The organism is Kosakonia sacchari SP1, assembly GCF_000300455.3.
Taxonomy (GTDB): domain Bacteria; phylum Pseudomonadota; class Gammaproteobacteria; order Enterobacterales; family Enterobacteriaceae; genus Kosakonia; species Kosakonia sacchari.
Genome location: NZ_CP007215.2, coordinates 2,982,148 through 2,995,977, shown reverse-complemented (window position 1 = coordinate 2,995,977; position 13,830 = coordinate 2,982,148). Strand labels below are relative to the sequence as shown.

Annotated in this window: 14 protein-coding genes; 7 read left to right on the top strand and 7 right to left on the bottom strand. The window is 53.4% G+C overall.

What is annotated here, in order from left to right:
• Positions 1-9 precede the first annotated feature (9 nt).
• Together C813_RS37160 and C813_RS37155 are read right to left on the bottom strand one after the other, a co-directional pair.
• Positions 10-849: an ABC transporter substrate-binding protein gene (locus C813_RS37160; protein ID WP_017456321.1), complete on the bottom strand. Its 840-nt coding sequence runs from the start codon at positions 847-849 to the stop codon at positions 10-12.
• Positions 850-1,050: 201 nt separating this feature from the next.
• Positions 1,051-1,443: a RidA family protein gene (locus C813_RS37155; protein ID WP_017456322.1), complete on the bottom strand. Its 393-nt coding sequence runs from the start codon at positions 1,441-1,443 to the stop codon at positions 1,051-1,053.
• A 405-nt stretch (positions 1,444-1,848) separates the two neighbouring features.
• Between C813_RS37155 and C813_RS37150 the strand changes: the two genes are divergently transcribed.
• The 3 genes from C813_RS37150 (at position 1,849) to mmuM (ending at position 5,270) form a co-directional block, all read left to right on the top strand.
• The gene (locus C813_RS37150; RefSeq protein ID WP_017456323.1) at positions 1,849-2,601 is read left to right on the top strand and encodes an IclR family transcriptional regulator; all 753 of its coding nucleotides are present in this window, start codon (positions 1,849-1,851) and stop codon (positions 2,599-2,601) included.
• Between the two features lie 349 nt (positions 2,602-2,950).
• Positions 2,951-4,351, top strand: a complete 1,401-nt coding sequence (gene mmuP, locus C813_RS37145) for an S-methylmethionine permease (RefSeq protein WP_017456324.1) — start codon at positions 2,951-2,953, stop codon at positions 4,349-4,351.
• The gene (gene mmuM / locus C813_RS37140) at positions 4,338-5,270 is read left to right on the top strand and encodes a homocysteine S-methyltransferase (RefSeq protein ID WP_017456325.1); all 933 of its coding nucleotides are present in this window, start codon (positions 4,338-4,340) and stop codon (positions 5,268-5,270) included. The genes mmuP and mmuM overlap by 14 nt, the downstream gene beginning before the upstream one ends.
• 252 nt (positions 5,271-5,522) lie before the next feature.
• Here the strand turns inward: mmuM and C813_RS37135 are convergent, their stop codons facing one another.
• Positions 5,523-5,960 carry a winged helix-turn-helix transcriptional regulator gene (locus C813_RS37135; RefSeq protein ID WP_017456326.1) on the bottom strand — a complete coding sequence of 146 codons (438 nt, stop codon included), beginning with the start codon at positions 5,958-5,960 and terminating at the stop codon, positions 5,523-5,525.
• 85 nt (positions 5,961-6,045) lie between these two features.
• Between C813_RS37135 and C813_RS37130 the strand changes: the two genes are divergently transcribed.
• Complete coding sequence (locus tag C813_RS37130) at positions 6,046-6,981, top strand: aromatic alcohol reductase (RefSeq protein ID WP_017456327.1); 936 nt, start codon at positions 6,046-6,048, stop codon at positions 6,979-6,981.
• Positions 6,982-7,151: 170 nt separating this feature from the next.
• Here the strand turns inward: C813_RS37130 and C813_RS37125 are convergent, their stop codons facing one another.
• Positions 7,152-8,279: an MFS transporter gene (locus tag C813_RS37125; protein ID WP_017456328.1), complete on the bottom strand. Its 1,128-nt coding sequence runs from the start codon at positions 8,277-8,279 to the stop codon at positions 7,152-7,154.
• Positions 8,280-8,439: 160 nt separating this feature from the next.
• Between C813_RS37125 and C813_RS37120 the strand changes: the two genes are divergently transcribed.
• Positions 8,440-8,928, top strand: a complete 489-nt coding sequence (locus C813_RS37120) for a MarR family winged helix-turn-helix transcriptional regulator (protein ID WP_017456329.1) — start codon at positions 8,440-8,442, stop codon at positions 8,926-8,928.
• Between the two features lie 268 nt (positions 8,929-9,196).
• Here C813_RS37120 and C813_RS37115 read toward each other — a convergent pair whose 3' ends face one another.
• Positions 9,197-10,102 (bottom strand): NADP-dependent oxidoreductase, encoded by a 906-nt coding sequence (locus C813_RS37115; protein WP_017456330.1) that lies wholly within the window; start codon positions 10,100-10,102, stop codon positions 9,197-9,199.
• A 594-nt stretch (positions 10,103-10,696) separates the two neighbouring features.
• On the opposite strand from C813_RS37115, the gene C813_RS37110 reads away from it, so the two are divergent.
• The gene (locus C813_RS37110; RefSeq protein ID WP_017456331.1) at positions 10,697-11,233 is read left to right on the top strand and encodes a dihydrofolate reductase family protein; all 537 of its coding nucleotides are present in this window, start codon (positions 10,697-10,699) and stop codon (positions 11,231-11,233) included.
• A 110-nt stretch (positions 11,234-11,343) separates the two neighbouring features.
• On the opposite strand, the gene C813_RS37105 is transcribed toward C813_RS37110, so the two are convergent.
• Positions 11,344-11,748: a GNAT family N-acetyltransferase gene (locus C813_RS37105; RefSeq protein ID WP_017456332.1), complete on the bottom strand. Its 405-nt coding sequence runs from the start codon at positions 11,746-11,748 to the stop codon at positions 11,344-11,346.
• A 230-nt stretch (positions 11,749-11,978) separates the two neighbouring features.
• The gene (locus C813_RS37100; protein WP_017456333.1) at positions 11,979-12,854 is read right to left on the bottom strand and encodes a LysR family transcriptional regulator; all 876 of its coding nucleotides are present in this window, start codon (positions 12,852-12,854) and stop codon (positions 11,979-11,981) included.
• Positions 12,855-12,962: 108 nt separating this feature from the next.
• Here C813_RS37100 and C813_RS37095 point away from each other — a divergent pair, with 108 nt between their 5' ends.
• Positions 12,963-13,829, top strand: coding sequence for an SDR family oxidoreductase (locus C813_RS37095; protein ID WP_017456334.1), 867 nt, complete (start codon positions 12,963-12,965; stop codon positions 13,827-13,829).
• The last annotated feature ends 1 nt before the right edge of the window (position 13,830 follow it).

The following is a 13,830-nucleotide window of genomic DNA, read 5'->3' as shown; positions in this document are numbered from 1 at the left end:
GGCGAACAATCAGTATTGCGGATTCAGCGGGTAGCGTGGTTTACTGCCGAACCATTTCTCATACAGCTGTGCGTTTTCGCCGGATGCGTTGATTTCAAAAAGGAATTCGTTCAGGTAGTTGGTCCATATCTGGTCGCCCTGTTTCACACCGAAGGCGTTGTACTCCAGCGGCACCAGCGCTTCGTTGGTCACGGTCAGCGACGGATCGAGTTTCGCCTGATAGGCGAGGAAGTTGTTATCTTCGATCATCGCATCAGCCTGTCCCTGTTTCACCGCCAGAATCGCTGCCTGGGATGAGTCGTACTCCTGAATTTTCACGTCGATGCCAAGGTTGCGTACTTCATCACCGTTGGTGGAACCTTTCACCGTGGCGATGGTTTTTCCGGCCATGTCATGTGCGGACTGAATGCCGCTGTTTTTGCGCACCAGCATGGCTTCACTCGCCACGACATACGGGTTGGTGAAACCGATCTCTTTGGCGCGCTCCAGATTGCGGGTGAAATTACAGAACACCACGTCGACTTTGTTGGTTTGCAGGTTAGGGATGCGGTTGGCACTGGTGGTGTTGACCATCTCCAGTTTGACGCCCATCTCTTTCGCCAGCGCTTTAGCCAGATCGACGTCATAACCATCCGGGTTGCCGTCTTTATCGTAAAAACCAAACGGGGCAAAGCTCAGGCAGTCGCCCACGCGCAGTGTGCCGCGCTGCAGGACGGTTTGCAGTGCAGACTGCGGCGCCGCACCGGCTTCTTTTTTCTCTTCGGTCGGCGTACAGCCCACCAGAGCCAGCAATACCAGCGCGCCGGCCAGTGCTGTGGCACTTAATTTCAGCGATGTCGTTGCATTCATTTTTTATGCTCTCTTTTAATGTTTGACGAGACGGTGTAATACCGTGTCACCCGTAATAAGTCAGGCGATCGCCCGCGCAGCGGCAGCGCCGATTATTTCGGGGATATTCCAGTGAAAAAGCAAAAGCATTAATTAATAACAGGCGGCCCTGGTATTGACGAAGAAAAAATAAAAACGCGCAGCCTGTTTTAACGGTTTTAATTATTTGCGGTCAGCGCGGAAACATTTCATATCCACTTCCACTTTGCAGTCGACCACTAAATCCTGCACGCTACAAATACGCGCTGGCGGATTATCACTAAATATCTCTCTGAATACTTTATTAAATGAACTGAAATAGCGCGCGTCGGTTAATACCGCCGTAACGTGTACAACATCTTCCACGCGATAACCTGCTTCCCGCATGATGGCGAGACAGTTATCGAACGCCAGTTGCGTCTGTTCGATGATACCGCCTTCAACCACTTCGCCCTCGCGCATCGGTGTCTGGCCCGAGATATACAGCCAGCCATCGGCCTCAACTGCCCGTGCGAACGGCAGTTTCTGCCCACCCGTACCGGTGCCGCCTTCAATGCCATAACGCGTAATCGTCATGCAACGCTGCTCCTTTTTGTTCTGAAGAATACCCGTCAGTAGCGGGTGATTGTTGTCTGGTATATCAGACTGATATCTGCAATATCGGATAGAGCAAGATTTGCACAGGTTTTTTGTTTTTGCAATATATCGCGAGGAATTTAATTTCTCGTGATGTCGTTGCGATCGCAAAATAAAAAAGTAATTAAGGTAATTCCTGTCTGGAAATGTTACCGCTGTCGTTATTTAAAAAATCAATCTGCACCTCATGCGCTAAAATGAGGCCCCAAAATGGAACAAAGAAATATAAACACTGGCACTGAAATTTTAATTAACGGGGATGGGTTAACGGTGCCGCCGGGTGTATGATGCTTATCTTTTTTACTGTCTGGCGCGACCGCCCGACTGCATCAGGAGAATTTGCTTATGCCGGACGAGAAGCCATCGCGAGCGCGCGGTGTTGACCGGGTTATCGACATTTTTCGCCAGTTGCATATCGCTCGTCAGCCCATGGCGATGCGCGATTTGATCGACGCCACCGGCGCGCCGCGCTCCAGCGTATATGAACTTGTTAACCTGCTGAGTGAGGCCGGGTTGCTTGAACTGGATGCCGACGGCGCGGTGTTCTTTGGTCGTGAAATGCACTATTACGGTGCGGACTACATGGCGCATAACGATCTTATCCGCCGCTCACATCAGTTAATGGTGGAGTTAGTGGCCCGTCATGGCGAGACGGTGCAGCTCTGTATGCTGGAAGGGAATAAGTACACCGTCGTGCTGTCGGAAAGTAATGCCCACCCGTTCAAAATCACCTCTGATGTCGGGGTGCGGGTACCGATTCCCTGGACTGCTACCGGTCGCCTGCTGCTCAGTAACTGGTCGGACAGTGCCATTCTCGATCTTATCCCCGAAGAGGATTACCGTTTGGCGAACGGGCAGATCCTCGACAAACAGGCATTCCTCGAAGATATACATCGTGCCGGGCAACTGGGATATTGCCTGACCGAAGGCTTATCAGAGAGTTTTACCTGCTGCATGGCCGCACCGATTCGCTCCCGAAGCGGGCAGGCGGTGGCCGCAATCTGCTTTATGGTGAGTCGTGATACGCCGGAGGAGCGCCGTCAGATGTTGCTCAAAGAGCTGATCGTTTCCGGGCAAAAATTATCGGATTTCACCTGAGCCTCTATTTCCTGTGACGGGAAATACTGGATTTCCGGCTCGCCGGGTTACACCAGAGGGCGCAGAGTTGTATCGCTTGCGTCGTTGCGCTGCGAAAGCCCGCTGGTGTAGGCCCGCAGAACGCCCAATTCCCACAGCCACAGACGTTTTCAGTCCAACGGCGGGGCATCCGAATACCCGACATCCTCATCTTGTTTCTTCCCGGTAGTGCGCTGAAAAAACCGCTTTCCTGATCTCTGTACTCCCTTGCTTCTGCGTGTCTCAACCCGGATGCTGGCCTTTTGTTGATAATAACGATATAAAGAACCTTATAACGGACATTTAGACATCTATACGTTTAGAAGGTGATATGCAGACACAACCAGAAAATGGCGAGCTTAAGCGCACCATGAAAACCCGCCATTTGATTATGCTGTCATTGGGCGGCGTCATTGGCACAGGGTTATTTTTTAATACCGGATACATCATCTCTACCACCGGTGCGGCAGGGACTCTGCTGGCGTATTTGATTGGGGCGCTGGTCGTCTGGCTGGTGATGCAGTGCCTTGGCGAGCTTTCCGTAGCGATGCCGGTAACAGGCGCTTTTCATGTCTATGCAGCGCGCTATATTGGTCCGGCGACCGGGTATACCGTGGCATGGCTCTACTGGCTCACCTGGACAGTTGCACTGGGTTCAAGTTTTACCGCCGCCGGGTTTTGTATGCAGTACTGGTTCCCGCACGTTCCAGTCTGGATATGGAGCGCCCTGTTTTGTGCAGTGATTTTTTGTCTTAACGCGATTTCAACGCGCTTCTTTGCCGAAGGGGAGTTCTGGTTCTCGCTGGTTAAAGTCGCGACCATTCTCGTTTTTATCATCCTGGGCTGCGGGGTGATTTTCGGCTTTATCACCATGAAAGATGGTTCACCGTCGCCAGGGCTTGCTAACCTCACCAGCGAAGGCTGGTTCCCACACGGCGGTTTGCCCATTCTGATGACCATGGTGGCGGTGAACTTTGCTTTTTCCGGTACTGAGCTTATCGGTATCGCGGCGGGTGAAACGGAAAATCCGCACCAGGCTATCCCGGTCGCGATCCGCGCGACGATTGCCCGCTTGATCCTGTTTTTTATCGGCACCGTTTTTGTCCTTGCCGCGCTGGTTCCGGCGAATGTGGCAGGGGTTGAGAAGAGCCCGTTTGTGCTGGTCTTTGAAAAAATCGGCATTCCGTATGCGGCCGATATTTTTAACTTCGTCATCCTCACCGCTATTCTTTCCGCGGCGAATTCCGGGCTCTATGCGTCGGGCCGTATGTTATGGTCGCTGGCAAACGAAAAAACGTTGCCGGGCTGTTTTGCCCGCGTCAACAAAAATGGCGTGCCGTTGACAGCGCTGTCTGTCTCTATGCTTGGCGGTCTGCTGGCGCTGTTATCCAGCGTGATTGCCCCTGATACTGTCTTCGTTGCGCTCAGTGCCATTTCTGGCTTTGCCGTTGTCGCAGTATGGCTCAGCATCTGTGCTGCCCACTTTGTCTTTCGTCGCCGCCACTTGCCGTCGGGCAAGCCATCTGCGGCATTGAAATACCGGGCACCCTGGTATCCGCTGGTGCCGGTACTTGGATTCGTGCTGTGTCTGCTGGCCTGCATCGGGCTGGCGTTCGATGCGGATCAGCGCATTGCGCTCTATTGTGGTCTGCCGTTTGTCGCCCTTTGCTACGGTGCCTATTTTCTCACCCGGAAAACAAAATTGAAGGAGGCTGACTATGCCGCAGAGTAATTCCCTTGCCACGCTGCTTGAACATCATCCCTTTGCCGTGCTGGATGGCGCACTGGCCACTGAGCTTGAAGCGCGCGGATGCAGCCTTGTCGATAATCTCTGGTCTGCCAAAGTGTTAATGGAAAATCCGCAGCGTATTCGGGATGTGCATCTGGATTACTTCCGCGCGGGGGCACAGATAGCCATTACCGCCAGTTACCAGGCCACACCCGCTGGTTTTGCGGCGCGCGGGCTGACTGAGGCGCAGTCGAAAGCGCTGATTGAACAGAGTGTGCAACTGGCAAAAGAGGCGAGTGACATTTATCGCTCAGAAAACCCCAACGCCGGTCCGCTGCTGGTGGCGGGCTCTGTTGGGCCATACGGTGCTTATCTGGCAGATGGCTCGGAGTATCGCGGCGACTACGCGTGCAGCCGCGAAGTGTTTCAGGCATTTCATCGCCCGCGGATTGACGCGTTGCTCAATGCTGGCGTCGATCTGCTGGCCTGTGAAACGTTACCTTCTTTCGCCGAAATCGAAGCACTGGCAGATCTGTTATCTGACTACCCGCATGCGCAGGCATGGTTCTCTTTTACCTTACGTGACGACAAGCACTTGAGCGATGGCACTCCGCTGGTTGACGTGGTGAAGGCACTGTCTGGCTGCTCACAAATCGTTGCGCTGGGGATTAACTGTATTGCGCTGCATAAAACCACCGCCGCTCTCAAACATCTGCAAAGCCTCAGTGCGCTGCCTCTGGTTGTCTATCCGAACTCTGGTGAAACCTATGACGCCGTTACCAAGGCGTGGCATACACACGGCGAGAGCTGCGGATCCTTAGCGGCATATTTGCCCCAGTGGTTAGCGGCAGGAGCGAGAATTATTGGCGGATGCTGCCGGACGACCCCACAGGATATTGCCGCGCTGAGTGAACGCCGTTAACGGCGAAGAAATTTGCAGGGTTCGTGGGCCGAAACTTAGGGCCCGCGATGCCTTTCATCCGGCTGGCATGAAGGTGAATCGCTCTCGGCGTTATCGATGGCTGGCGAAAAGTTTGTTTGTGTCTGGCAACAGATAACCATCAGCCTGATGGCAGCGGTTCAGCCTGTGCACTGCCTGGCGGAAACATCCGTGGCTGAATCCGGATTGAAGAGTGAGACGTGACGGGGAAAAGGCGCGGAAAATTAACGTCTTTTAATCTTCCAGCCATTTGGTTGAGGGCGATAATTCCTGAGCCGTATCGTACGCGGACCTGGCGCCCCTGAAATACTCTGCAGATGAAATAATCCACGACCATAACGGCATCATTCTCACCAGCATCTCTTTTCCCGCATCGGTAATGGCATAAACGACCCGCGGTGGTTTCTCCTGAAAATCACGGCGGGAGATGAGCCCGTCACGCTCAAGATGACGCAGCGTTCGCGTCAACATTCTTTGCGTTACACCAGTAAGGTCGCGGCGTAATTCTCCGTGGCGAAGCTCTCCGCTGGTGCCCAGTAAATGCAGCACACCCAGCGACCAGCGATTTCCTGCGTGCGCGAGGATCTCACGTTTCAGTCCCTCATTATCGTTGCTTAATTGCGCACAAAATTCTTTCGAAAATTGCAGCAGCGCTTCCCGCTCGTAATCCATATCCCCTCCGGTATCACTCGTGTACCTGATTGAACCAGGTTCTGCCAGCTGTCAGGATGGCGCAGTAATACGACAGGAGGCAATAATGAAATTTGAAAACAAACCTGAAGATACTGTTCTCATTCTCGGCGCAGGAGAGCTGGGATTGCCGGTATTGCGTGCGATGAGCAGTAAAGTTCAGGAACATTCACCGGTGAAAATCAGTGTGTTGCTCAGAAGCAACGCCGCGCATGCCACATCCGGCCCGCTAAGGACACGGCTGGATGAACTCATGAAGCTGGGTATTGCTGTGGTTGAAGGCGATCTCCAGCAAAACAGTGTTGATGAACTGAGTGCGTTGTTTAGCGCCTTCAGTGCCATTATCAATTGCAGTGGTTTTGTTGGCGGGCCGGGAACGCAGATAAAGATTACGCAGGCGGTATTAAAGGCGGGAGTACCTCGCTATTTCCCGTGGCAGTTCGGTGTTGATTACGACGTTGTCGGTAACGGCAGCGGGCAGCCGGTCTGGGATGAACAACTCGAGGTTCGCCACCTTCTGCGCGCGCAGAGCACAACTGAGTGGGTTATTGTTTCAACGGGAATTTTTACCAGCTACTTGTTTGAACCTGGCTTTGGTGTGGTTGACGCACAACATAAAGTTGTCTGTGCTCCAGGAGACTGGAATTATGCGGTGACACTGACGACGCCTGAAGATATCGGCCGGCTGACTGCTGATATTTTCTTTCATCAGCCCGCTTTTCGTAATGAGATTGTCTATATCGCAGGGGACACGCTGACGTACGGTGAGATTGCCGATTTACTGCAGGCTCATTGGGGAACGTCGGTAAAAAGAACATTACTGGACAGGAAGAAGCTACAGGAAGATGTAGCGCATAATCCGGATGATGTCGGCGCAGCCTACCGGCTTGCTTTCGCCCGGCCTGACGGGGTGGCGTGGAAAAAGGAAGAGACGTTCAATTATCGTCAGGGAACGCAAACCACCACCGCGCGGCAATGGCTTGCCAGCCAGCATAAAATTTAACTTTCCCGTATTGTCGCAAGCACCACCCGCACCCTCAGGTAATGGAAGCCTGCCCGCACTAGCGATGCTCGACTATCCCGTTCAGATTTTAACGACGATGACGCTTTCGACAATCAATATCAATATGCGCTGAAGCCTGATGGGCAGGCTTCAGCGCCTGGCCGTTATTTTTACCTGGTCGTTACGGTTTTAAAGCGCATTGCTATCACTATTAACAGAATGACACCGGCGCCCATGATGAGCCACGCGGTAGTCAGTGACGCACCGCTGTCACGCACGATCCCGGCGATTAATGGCATCAGCGCCGCAATCAGGTAGCCGCCACCCTGCACCCGAGACAGGAGTTTCCCTGCTTCAGCCGGCGTTCGCGCATGATCAAATGTCACGATGAGCGATAGCGGGAACAGTGCGCCGATGCCGGTGCCAAGTAGCAATGTCGACACAACTGGCGTGGTTCCCGGAGCAAGGACAAGACACATCAATCCTGCCAGCAACACCAGCAGCACGGTGACCAGCGGAACACGGCGGTCAGGGAATCGGGAGATCAGGGCTGAAACGGCAAAGCCCGCCACAACTTCCGTTAACGTAAGCCAGGCCAGCATATATCCGCTGCTGCGTGCGCTCCAGCCCGCCTGGATATAGAGAGGAGGTAGCCACGCCAGTACCAGCGTATAGGCGCCTGTACCGATGCCAAAAAACAGCAGTAACAACCCTGTCCGGGAGGAAGATAATGTCACCTCTGCGAAGACCGTTTTTTCTGCCGGGCGGTGCCTGGCCCATGACAGCCAAAATATCAGGGCAAGAAGGGTTAACAAACCGGCTATGGCCAGCGTAGGCTTGAGATCAAGCCGGGTGAACAGCGGCTCGGCAGTGGCGGCAGCCAGCGCCGCGCCGGCCATAATACCGGTGCTGAACAGAGACATAAACGTGCTGGCCGATTGCGCATACTCCTTTTTTATCAGGGCTGGCATTAACGCCTGGATCATGCCAATACTTGCTCCACCCGCTAACGCCGTGCTCATAAGCCCGGTGAGTGACGTGCTAAAACCGCGAAATAAACAGGCAAAGAGCAAGATCGAAAGTCCTACTGTAATTCCCCGGACGGCACCGGTTCTGGCTAAAAGCCATGGTCCACTTAGCGCAACCAGCCCCATCATTGCGACCGGCAGGGTGGTTAGCAGGCTGAATTCTGTGGCTGATAATCCCGCTTCACGCTGTAAAACCGGAAATAACGGCCCGATGGAAGCCAGAATGGGGCGAAGATTCAACCCGATCAAAAAAGCGATAGATGCGAACATAAAGAGCGAAGATGTTATACGTTTCACGACGGGATCCTTTCAGGCATGTGATTGCTCCAGCAAAAATGCCGCAAACATTTATCTTAACATTAAGATAAATGTGTTCCCTGTGTAAGATGAAGCGCACAACTCGATAAATACCCCTATTTAAGGTGTGAAAATGCAAGACCATATCGATTTCGTTGTCAGCCAGTGGGACAGCGCAATGCCTGAGCTGGACGTCTCTTCAATGAAAATTTTTGGCCGAATGTTAAGGGTGATGAAACATCTGGCTAAGATGCGTGCCCAGGCGCTGGAGCCGTTCGGTTTTCGCGATGGTGAATTTGACGTCCTTGCCACGTTGCGTCGCGCCGGTGCGCCTTATTGTCTTTCTCCAACGCAGCTATATCGATCGCTGCTGGTCACGTCCGGAGCGATGACAAATCGTCTTAATCATCTGGAAGAGCAAGGGCTCATTGAGCGCCTTCATGATCCGGATGACAAACGCAGCTCACTGGTTAGCCTGACACCTCAGGGGCAAGAGCGTATCGAACAAGCGCTGATCGTCCACACGGCAACGCAAAACGCGATACTCGCCAACTTATCCGAAGAGCAACGGGAGCAGCTTGAATCGCTCTTAAGGCAGTTGTTGCTGACATTTCCAGGCTGAAAAAGATAGCGCTTGCACCGCCGGGTGGGTGTCACCCCGGTGTGGGATGGCGTCATGGATTGTGGCGCCAGCAAGAAAACGTAGGATCGATCGTATCGCTCAGGGCGGCGGGAACCGGCGCGCAGACAAACCGTATCAACGCATATGTCGGTCAGTCCGGTCATATCCGGCAAAAGGTGGGGCAGGGCAGCGAACACCCGTCCGCGACCTGAAAAGTAAAGATTCATTGTGCCAAAGGTAACAAGATGGCATCTGGCAAGCTGCACTATCAGCCAATTTTGATGACAAGTTTGCCGGTCACGTGGCCTTCTGCGCTTACCCGATGTGCATCGGCGGTCTGGTGCAATGGATATATGTCTTCGATATGAAGTTTAAACAGGCCATCGGCACAGAGGCGGGCAATTTTTGCGAGGACCAGTTCCGGTTTTTCAGGCGGGCCGTGGGAAAATTTCGCGCCATAGTGCTCTGCAGAAAAATCCGCGACGGAAAGTACGTGAGCGGGATTTCCCACGATGGAAATTAATTCAGGTATGACCCCTGAACCCGCAACGTCAATGGCAGCATCGACGCCCATCGGCGCTAAATGAGCAGTTCGTTCCTGTAAACCGGGGCCGTAAGTCGTCGCAATGGCGCCTAATGAGGCGAGATAGCCATGTTTAGGGGAACTTGCTGAACCAATAACGGTAATGCCGCGCAGGCAGGCGAGTTGGACGATCGCCGTTCCTACACCGCCTGCCGCCCCGCTAACCAGCAGCGTCTGTCCCGTTTCAATATTTACTTCATCAAGAGCACGACTGGCCGTATCAACAATCACGGGCAAGCCTGCTGCTACCTCAAAAGATACTGTAGCGGGTTTAGCTGCCCAGTGTGTGAGGATGGCTTTCTCCGCGACGGTGCCATCACCAAAACCGAATACCGCATCGCCGATGGCAACGCCGGAAACGCCATCGCCAATCTCATCAACAACGCCGCTGGCTTCCACGCCCACCGTGAGTGGAAACACCACATCCTCGAATGCCTGATACTGCCCCTCTCTGCGTTTCCAGTCCGATGGATTCACCCCGGCACAATGCACCGCAATACGAATCTGCCCTGGTCCGGCATGAGGAACAGGAATTTCATCAATGCGTAATTCATCAGGCCCACCGAAAGCGTGATAACGGATCGCCTTCATCGTGTTACTACCGTTTAAGCACGAAGGATGAGAAAAAGCAGGAAGGGAACGGACGGATAAAAGCAGATCAGAATTTGAGTTTGGCATAGGTACGCTCCGTTTATCATGCCGCTACCGACGGGTAGCGATAAGCGTTTTCGCCATTTCATGGCAGCAACGCGGTAGATTTCGAAGACGCTGGTCAAACTGTATGGAAACAGAATCGACGTGTACGCGATCAGTTCAACAGCAGAAATGATCGTTTTTCGCGACGTGCTGGTGAGCCTACTCAGGCTGAAATAAGCTGTCAATAGTGCCCTCGCTATTGCTTTTTTACGTCGTCAGTCAGGGGCATTATTGATAAATAATGACTGCCGACATGCCTGCCCCTTGCTCGGTTGCGGGTAGCCGGGAGCGGATGTTATTAACATGGCGATAGGTTACTTTCTGGGGAGCAGATCACGGCTTTTCGCTCTCAACACCACACGATTTTTTACCTTAATCCATAATGGGGACGTCGCTGTTCTCATGCTACGTTTTTCCACAGGGAGCATGTCAATGTCGATAACATCAATAAATTCAAGGGATTTATGTAACCTGAATACGGAGTGCTTGATGGTCACCACACATGTTTTTATCGCGGTTAGTCTTGATGGTTTTATCGCCCGAGAGGATGGCGATATTGAGTGGCTGTTGCAGCGCGATGATCCGACAGAAGATCATGGTTATGCAGCATTCATCGCGGACAAAGATTGGATCGTGATGGGTCGAGGCAGCTATGAGAAGGTGCTGACCTTTGACGAATGGCCTTATGACCGACCCGTGTTGGTGCTCTCCCGACAGCTAAGCGATACTCCCGTGCCCGAGAAGCTGAAGGGCAAAGTGCAGTTCTCATGCCGCACGCCACGGGAGGTGCTGGCTGACCTGGCGGTGCAAAACGCGCATCGCGTCTATATTGATGGCGGGCAGGTAATACAGTCGTTCCTGCGCGAAGGTCTGGTCGCCGATATCGTGATCACTACCGTTCCTGTCCTGCTCGGTTCGGGAAAACCGTTGTTCGGAGCCCTGATCGGGGATAGAGATTTGACTCTGTTATCAAGCCGCAGCTTCCCTTCGGGTCTGGTGCAGTCGCACTATCGGCTGACGTCATAAACCGCATATAAACGTAGCGGCAACCTCCGCTAAAGCTATCGTACCGCTCTGCTGCCAGCGGTACTGTTTTACTTCAGCGACCTTGCCTCAGCTCACTGAAAAGGAGTGCATCACTCAGCGTCAACACCTGCCCACATATAGTGGTTATCAACGCCTTCAGCTCGCTCAAAAATGAACCCTAAAGCGCGGTAGAAATCATTCGCCGGGCTCGCTTTCAACGCGATGAGTCGGATAGCTTTCCCAAGGAGCCTGGCTTTTTGCTGTATGCGTTTTACAATCTCTTTCCCCACGCCCTTACCCTGAAATTTATTGTTGATATAGAAGTGATCCAGATAGAGGTACGTCGGGAAATCCCGCAGCACGTAAAACCCCACGATCTCATCCTGGGAGCAGAGGATGAACGTCTCTTTATCCGTAAATGTCGAAAGGAAGCGTTCGCGTGCTCTGATGGGATCGAATCTGTTGATCGCCTCAAGACTCGGGCGCATAGCCTCAACGCGGAGTTCAGCCAGCATTGGCGCCTCATCAGCAAGAGCAGGGCGGATAGTGAGATTTAAGGGCAAAGGAACCTCGCATCGTGTTGGTGGTTTTCTACGCAGAATAACACGCTCTTCCAGACCACCAGCGCAGTACAGCGTGAGAATTCGCTCGTGGTTGGGCAATCAAGAATAATGTCATCACTGCGCTGTGATAAATGTTTTTCTTAACAGTCACTTATCTCCGGTTAATACCCGTGTCGACCGGTTCAGACAGCGAACCAGCCGGAGGGATATTGCTCGCAGATGAACGCCACGAAAGCCTTAACTTTGGGGCTCTGAAGGCGACGGGATGTGTGTAGCACCCAGAGTTCAGTCAATGTATCGGCTTCTCCCCAGCACACCAGCTCACCTTTTTCCAGCTGTTGGCTGACAATAGATTGCGGAAGCATCGCCGCGCCGGCACCCGCCAGGGTGGCATCCCGCACGGTCAGAAGAGAAGAGAGGCGCATCACCGGTTGCGGCGCGAAACGACGCTGCCCGCCCTGAACGGTCCAGAGCTCGCCGTCAGAATAAGTTGACATCACGAGCGCCGGGATCTCAGGCGCGTTTTGTGCATCGCCTGGCGGCATCTCAAGCGTGGGAACCGCCACCAGCACCTGTTTGTCTCTGGCAAACTGCCTGCCAACCAGCGCGCTGTTTTTGTGCGGATTAATACGGATCGCGACATCAAAATGCTCATCCACCAGGTCACTCATCCGGTTTTCAGCAATTACTTCCACATAAATGCGCGGATAGTGACGGCGAAATTCAGCCAAAAGCTGCCCAAGAGCCAGTTGCGAAAAGAGCAGCGGGGCCGCAATACGCAGCCATCCGGAGGGATTTTCCGACGCTTCCCGCGTGGATTTGACCGCTTCATCAATATCACGTATTGCGCCAACGGTGCGTGACAAAAGCCGTTCACCGGCCTCAGTGATGTGCAATCTCTGCCCGCCGCGCTCAATAAGACGCACACCGAGTGCCTCTTCAAGATCCGTCAGCCTGCGTGAAAGGGTTGCTTTGGGTTTTCCGCTGGCGCGACTGGCCGCGCCGATCCCGCCCGAAGCCGCGATGAGGTGGAAATCTTTGAGGGCATTAATATCCATGGAGTGTCTCATTTATGGAACGAACCATCTAAAAAATAGCATCTTCAAAGCGAAAATGGATCGCGATAGTGTTTGTTCACACCAACCAAACACCACGGAGTAAATACCATGACCATCCTGATCACCGGAGCCACCGGCCGCGTCGGCCGCAATGTTGTTAACCAACTTCTTCGCCGCGGCGCCGATTTCCGCGTGCTAACCCGTGACCCCGCAAAGGCCGGCTTTGCCGCAAATGTAGACGTTGTGAAAGGCGATTTGCTGGATATCGACGCCTTACGCGCCGCCTTCAGCGGTATCAAAACGCTGTTTTTACTTAATGCGGTCACGAGCGACGAATATACCCAGACGATGATTACCCTCAACATTGCCCGCGAGTGCGGCATTCAGCGCGTGGTTTATCTCTCTGTCTTTGGCGCCGATGTTGCCGTCAATGTGCCGCACTTCGCCGTGAAATATGGCGCCGAGCGCATGCTTAAAGAGATGGATTTTAGCGCCACGATCCTGCGACCAACCTACTTTATCGACAATGAGGTCATGATTAAGGATGTGGTCATGAATCACGGTGTTTATCCGATGCCGATCGGCGGGATTGGCCTGGCGATGGTAGACACACGCGATATCGCCGAGGTCGCGGCCATTGAATTGATACGACGCGATCAAGCGAGCGGAAAATTGCCTGTCGAGACGATTAATCTCGTTGGCCCCGATACGCTGACCGGCGAGAGCGCCGCCGCCGTATGGAGCGAGGTGCTGGGCCGCGAGATTATCTACGGCGGAGATAATCCGGGGGCATTTGAAGCAAGCATGGCGGAATTTATGCCGAAATGGATGGCCTACGAAATGCGTCTGATGGCTGAGCGCTACGTCAGCCACGGCATGCTCCCGCAGGATGGCGACAGAGAGCGTCTGGTCACACTTCTTGGCCGCCCGTTGCATACCTACCGCGACGTCGTGACGGCACTTGCCGCGCAATAAC

Excerpts from the sequence above, each read along its gene's own strand:
- mmuP (WP_017456324.1), top strand. The coding sequence starts at position 2,951 with ATGCAGACACAACCAGAAAATGGCGAGCTTAAGCGCACCATGAAAACC.
- C813_RS37115 (WP_017456330.1), bottom strand. The coding sequence starts at position 10,102 with ATGAAGGCGATCCGTTATCACGCTTTCGGTGGGCCTGATGAATTACGC.
- C813_RS37130 (WP_017456327.1), top strand. The coding sequence starts at position 6,046 with ATGAAATTTGAAAACAAACCTGAAGATACTGTTCTCATTCTCGGCGCA.
- C813_RS37120 (WP_017456329.1), top strand. The coding sequence starts at position 8,440 with ATGCAAGACCATATCGATTTCGTTGTCAGCCAGTGGGACAGCGCAATG.
- C813_RS37150 (WP_017456323.1), top strand. The coding sequence starts at position 1,849 with ATGCCGGACGAGAAGCCATCGCGAGCGCGCGGTGTTGACCGGGTTATC.
- C813_RS37100 (WP_017456333.1), bottom strand. The coding sequence starts at position 12,854 with ATGGATATTAATGCCCTCAAAGATTTCCACCTCATCGCGGCTTCGGGC.
- C813_RS37160 (WP_017456321.1), bottom strand. The coding sequence starts at position 849 with ATGAATGCAACGACATCGCTGAAATTAAGTGCCACAGCACTGGCCGGC.
- C813_RS37155 (WP_017456322.1), bottom strand. The coding sequence starts at position 1,443 with ATGACGATTACGCGTTATGGCATTGAAGGCGGCACCGGTACGGGTGGG.
- C813_RS37135 (WP_017456326.1), bottom strand. The coding sequence starts at position 5,960 with ATGGATTACGAGCGGGAAGCGCTGCTGCAATTTTCGAAAGAATTTTGT.
- C813_RS37110 (WP_017456331.1), top strand. The coding sequence starts at position 10,697 with ATGGTCACCACACATGTTTTTATCGCGGTTAGTCTTGATGGTTTTATC.
- C813_RS37125 (WP_017456328.1), bottom strand. The coding sequence starts at position 8,279 with ATGTTCGCATCTATCGCTTTTTTGATCGGGTTGAATCTTCGCCCCATT.
- C813_RS37105 (WP_017456332.1), bottom strand. The coding sequence starts at position 11,748 with ATGCTGGCTGAACTCCGCGTTGAGGCTATGCGCCCGAGTCTTGAGGCG.
- C813_RS37095 (WP_017456334.1), top strand. The coding sequence starts at position 12,963 with ATGACCATCCTGATCACCGGAGCCACCGGCCGCGTCGGCCGCAATGTT.
- mmuM (WP_017456325.1), top strand. The coding sequence starts at position 4,338 with ATGCCGCAGAGTAATTCCCTTGCCACGCTGCTTGAACATCATCCCTTT.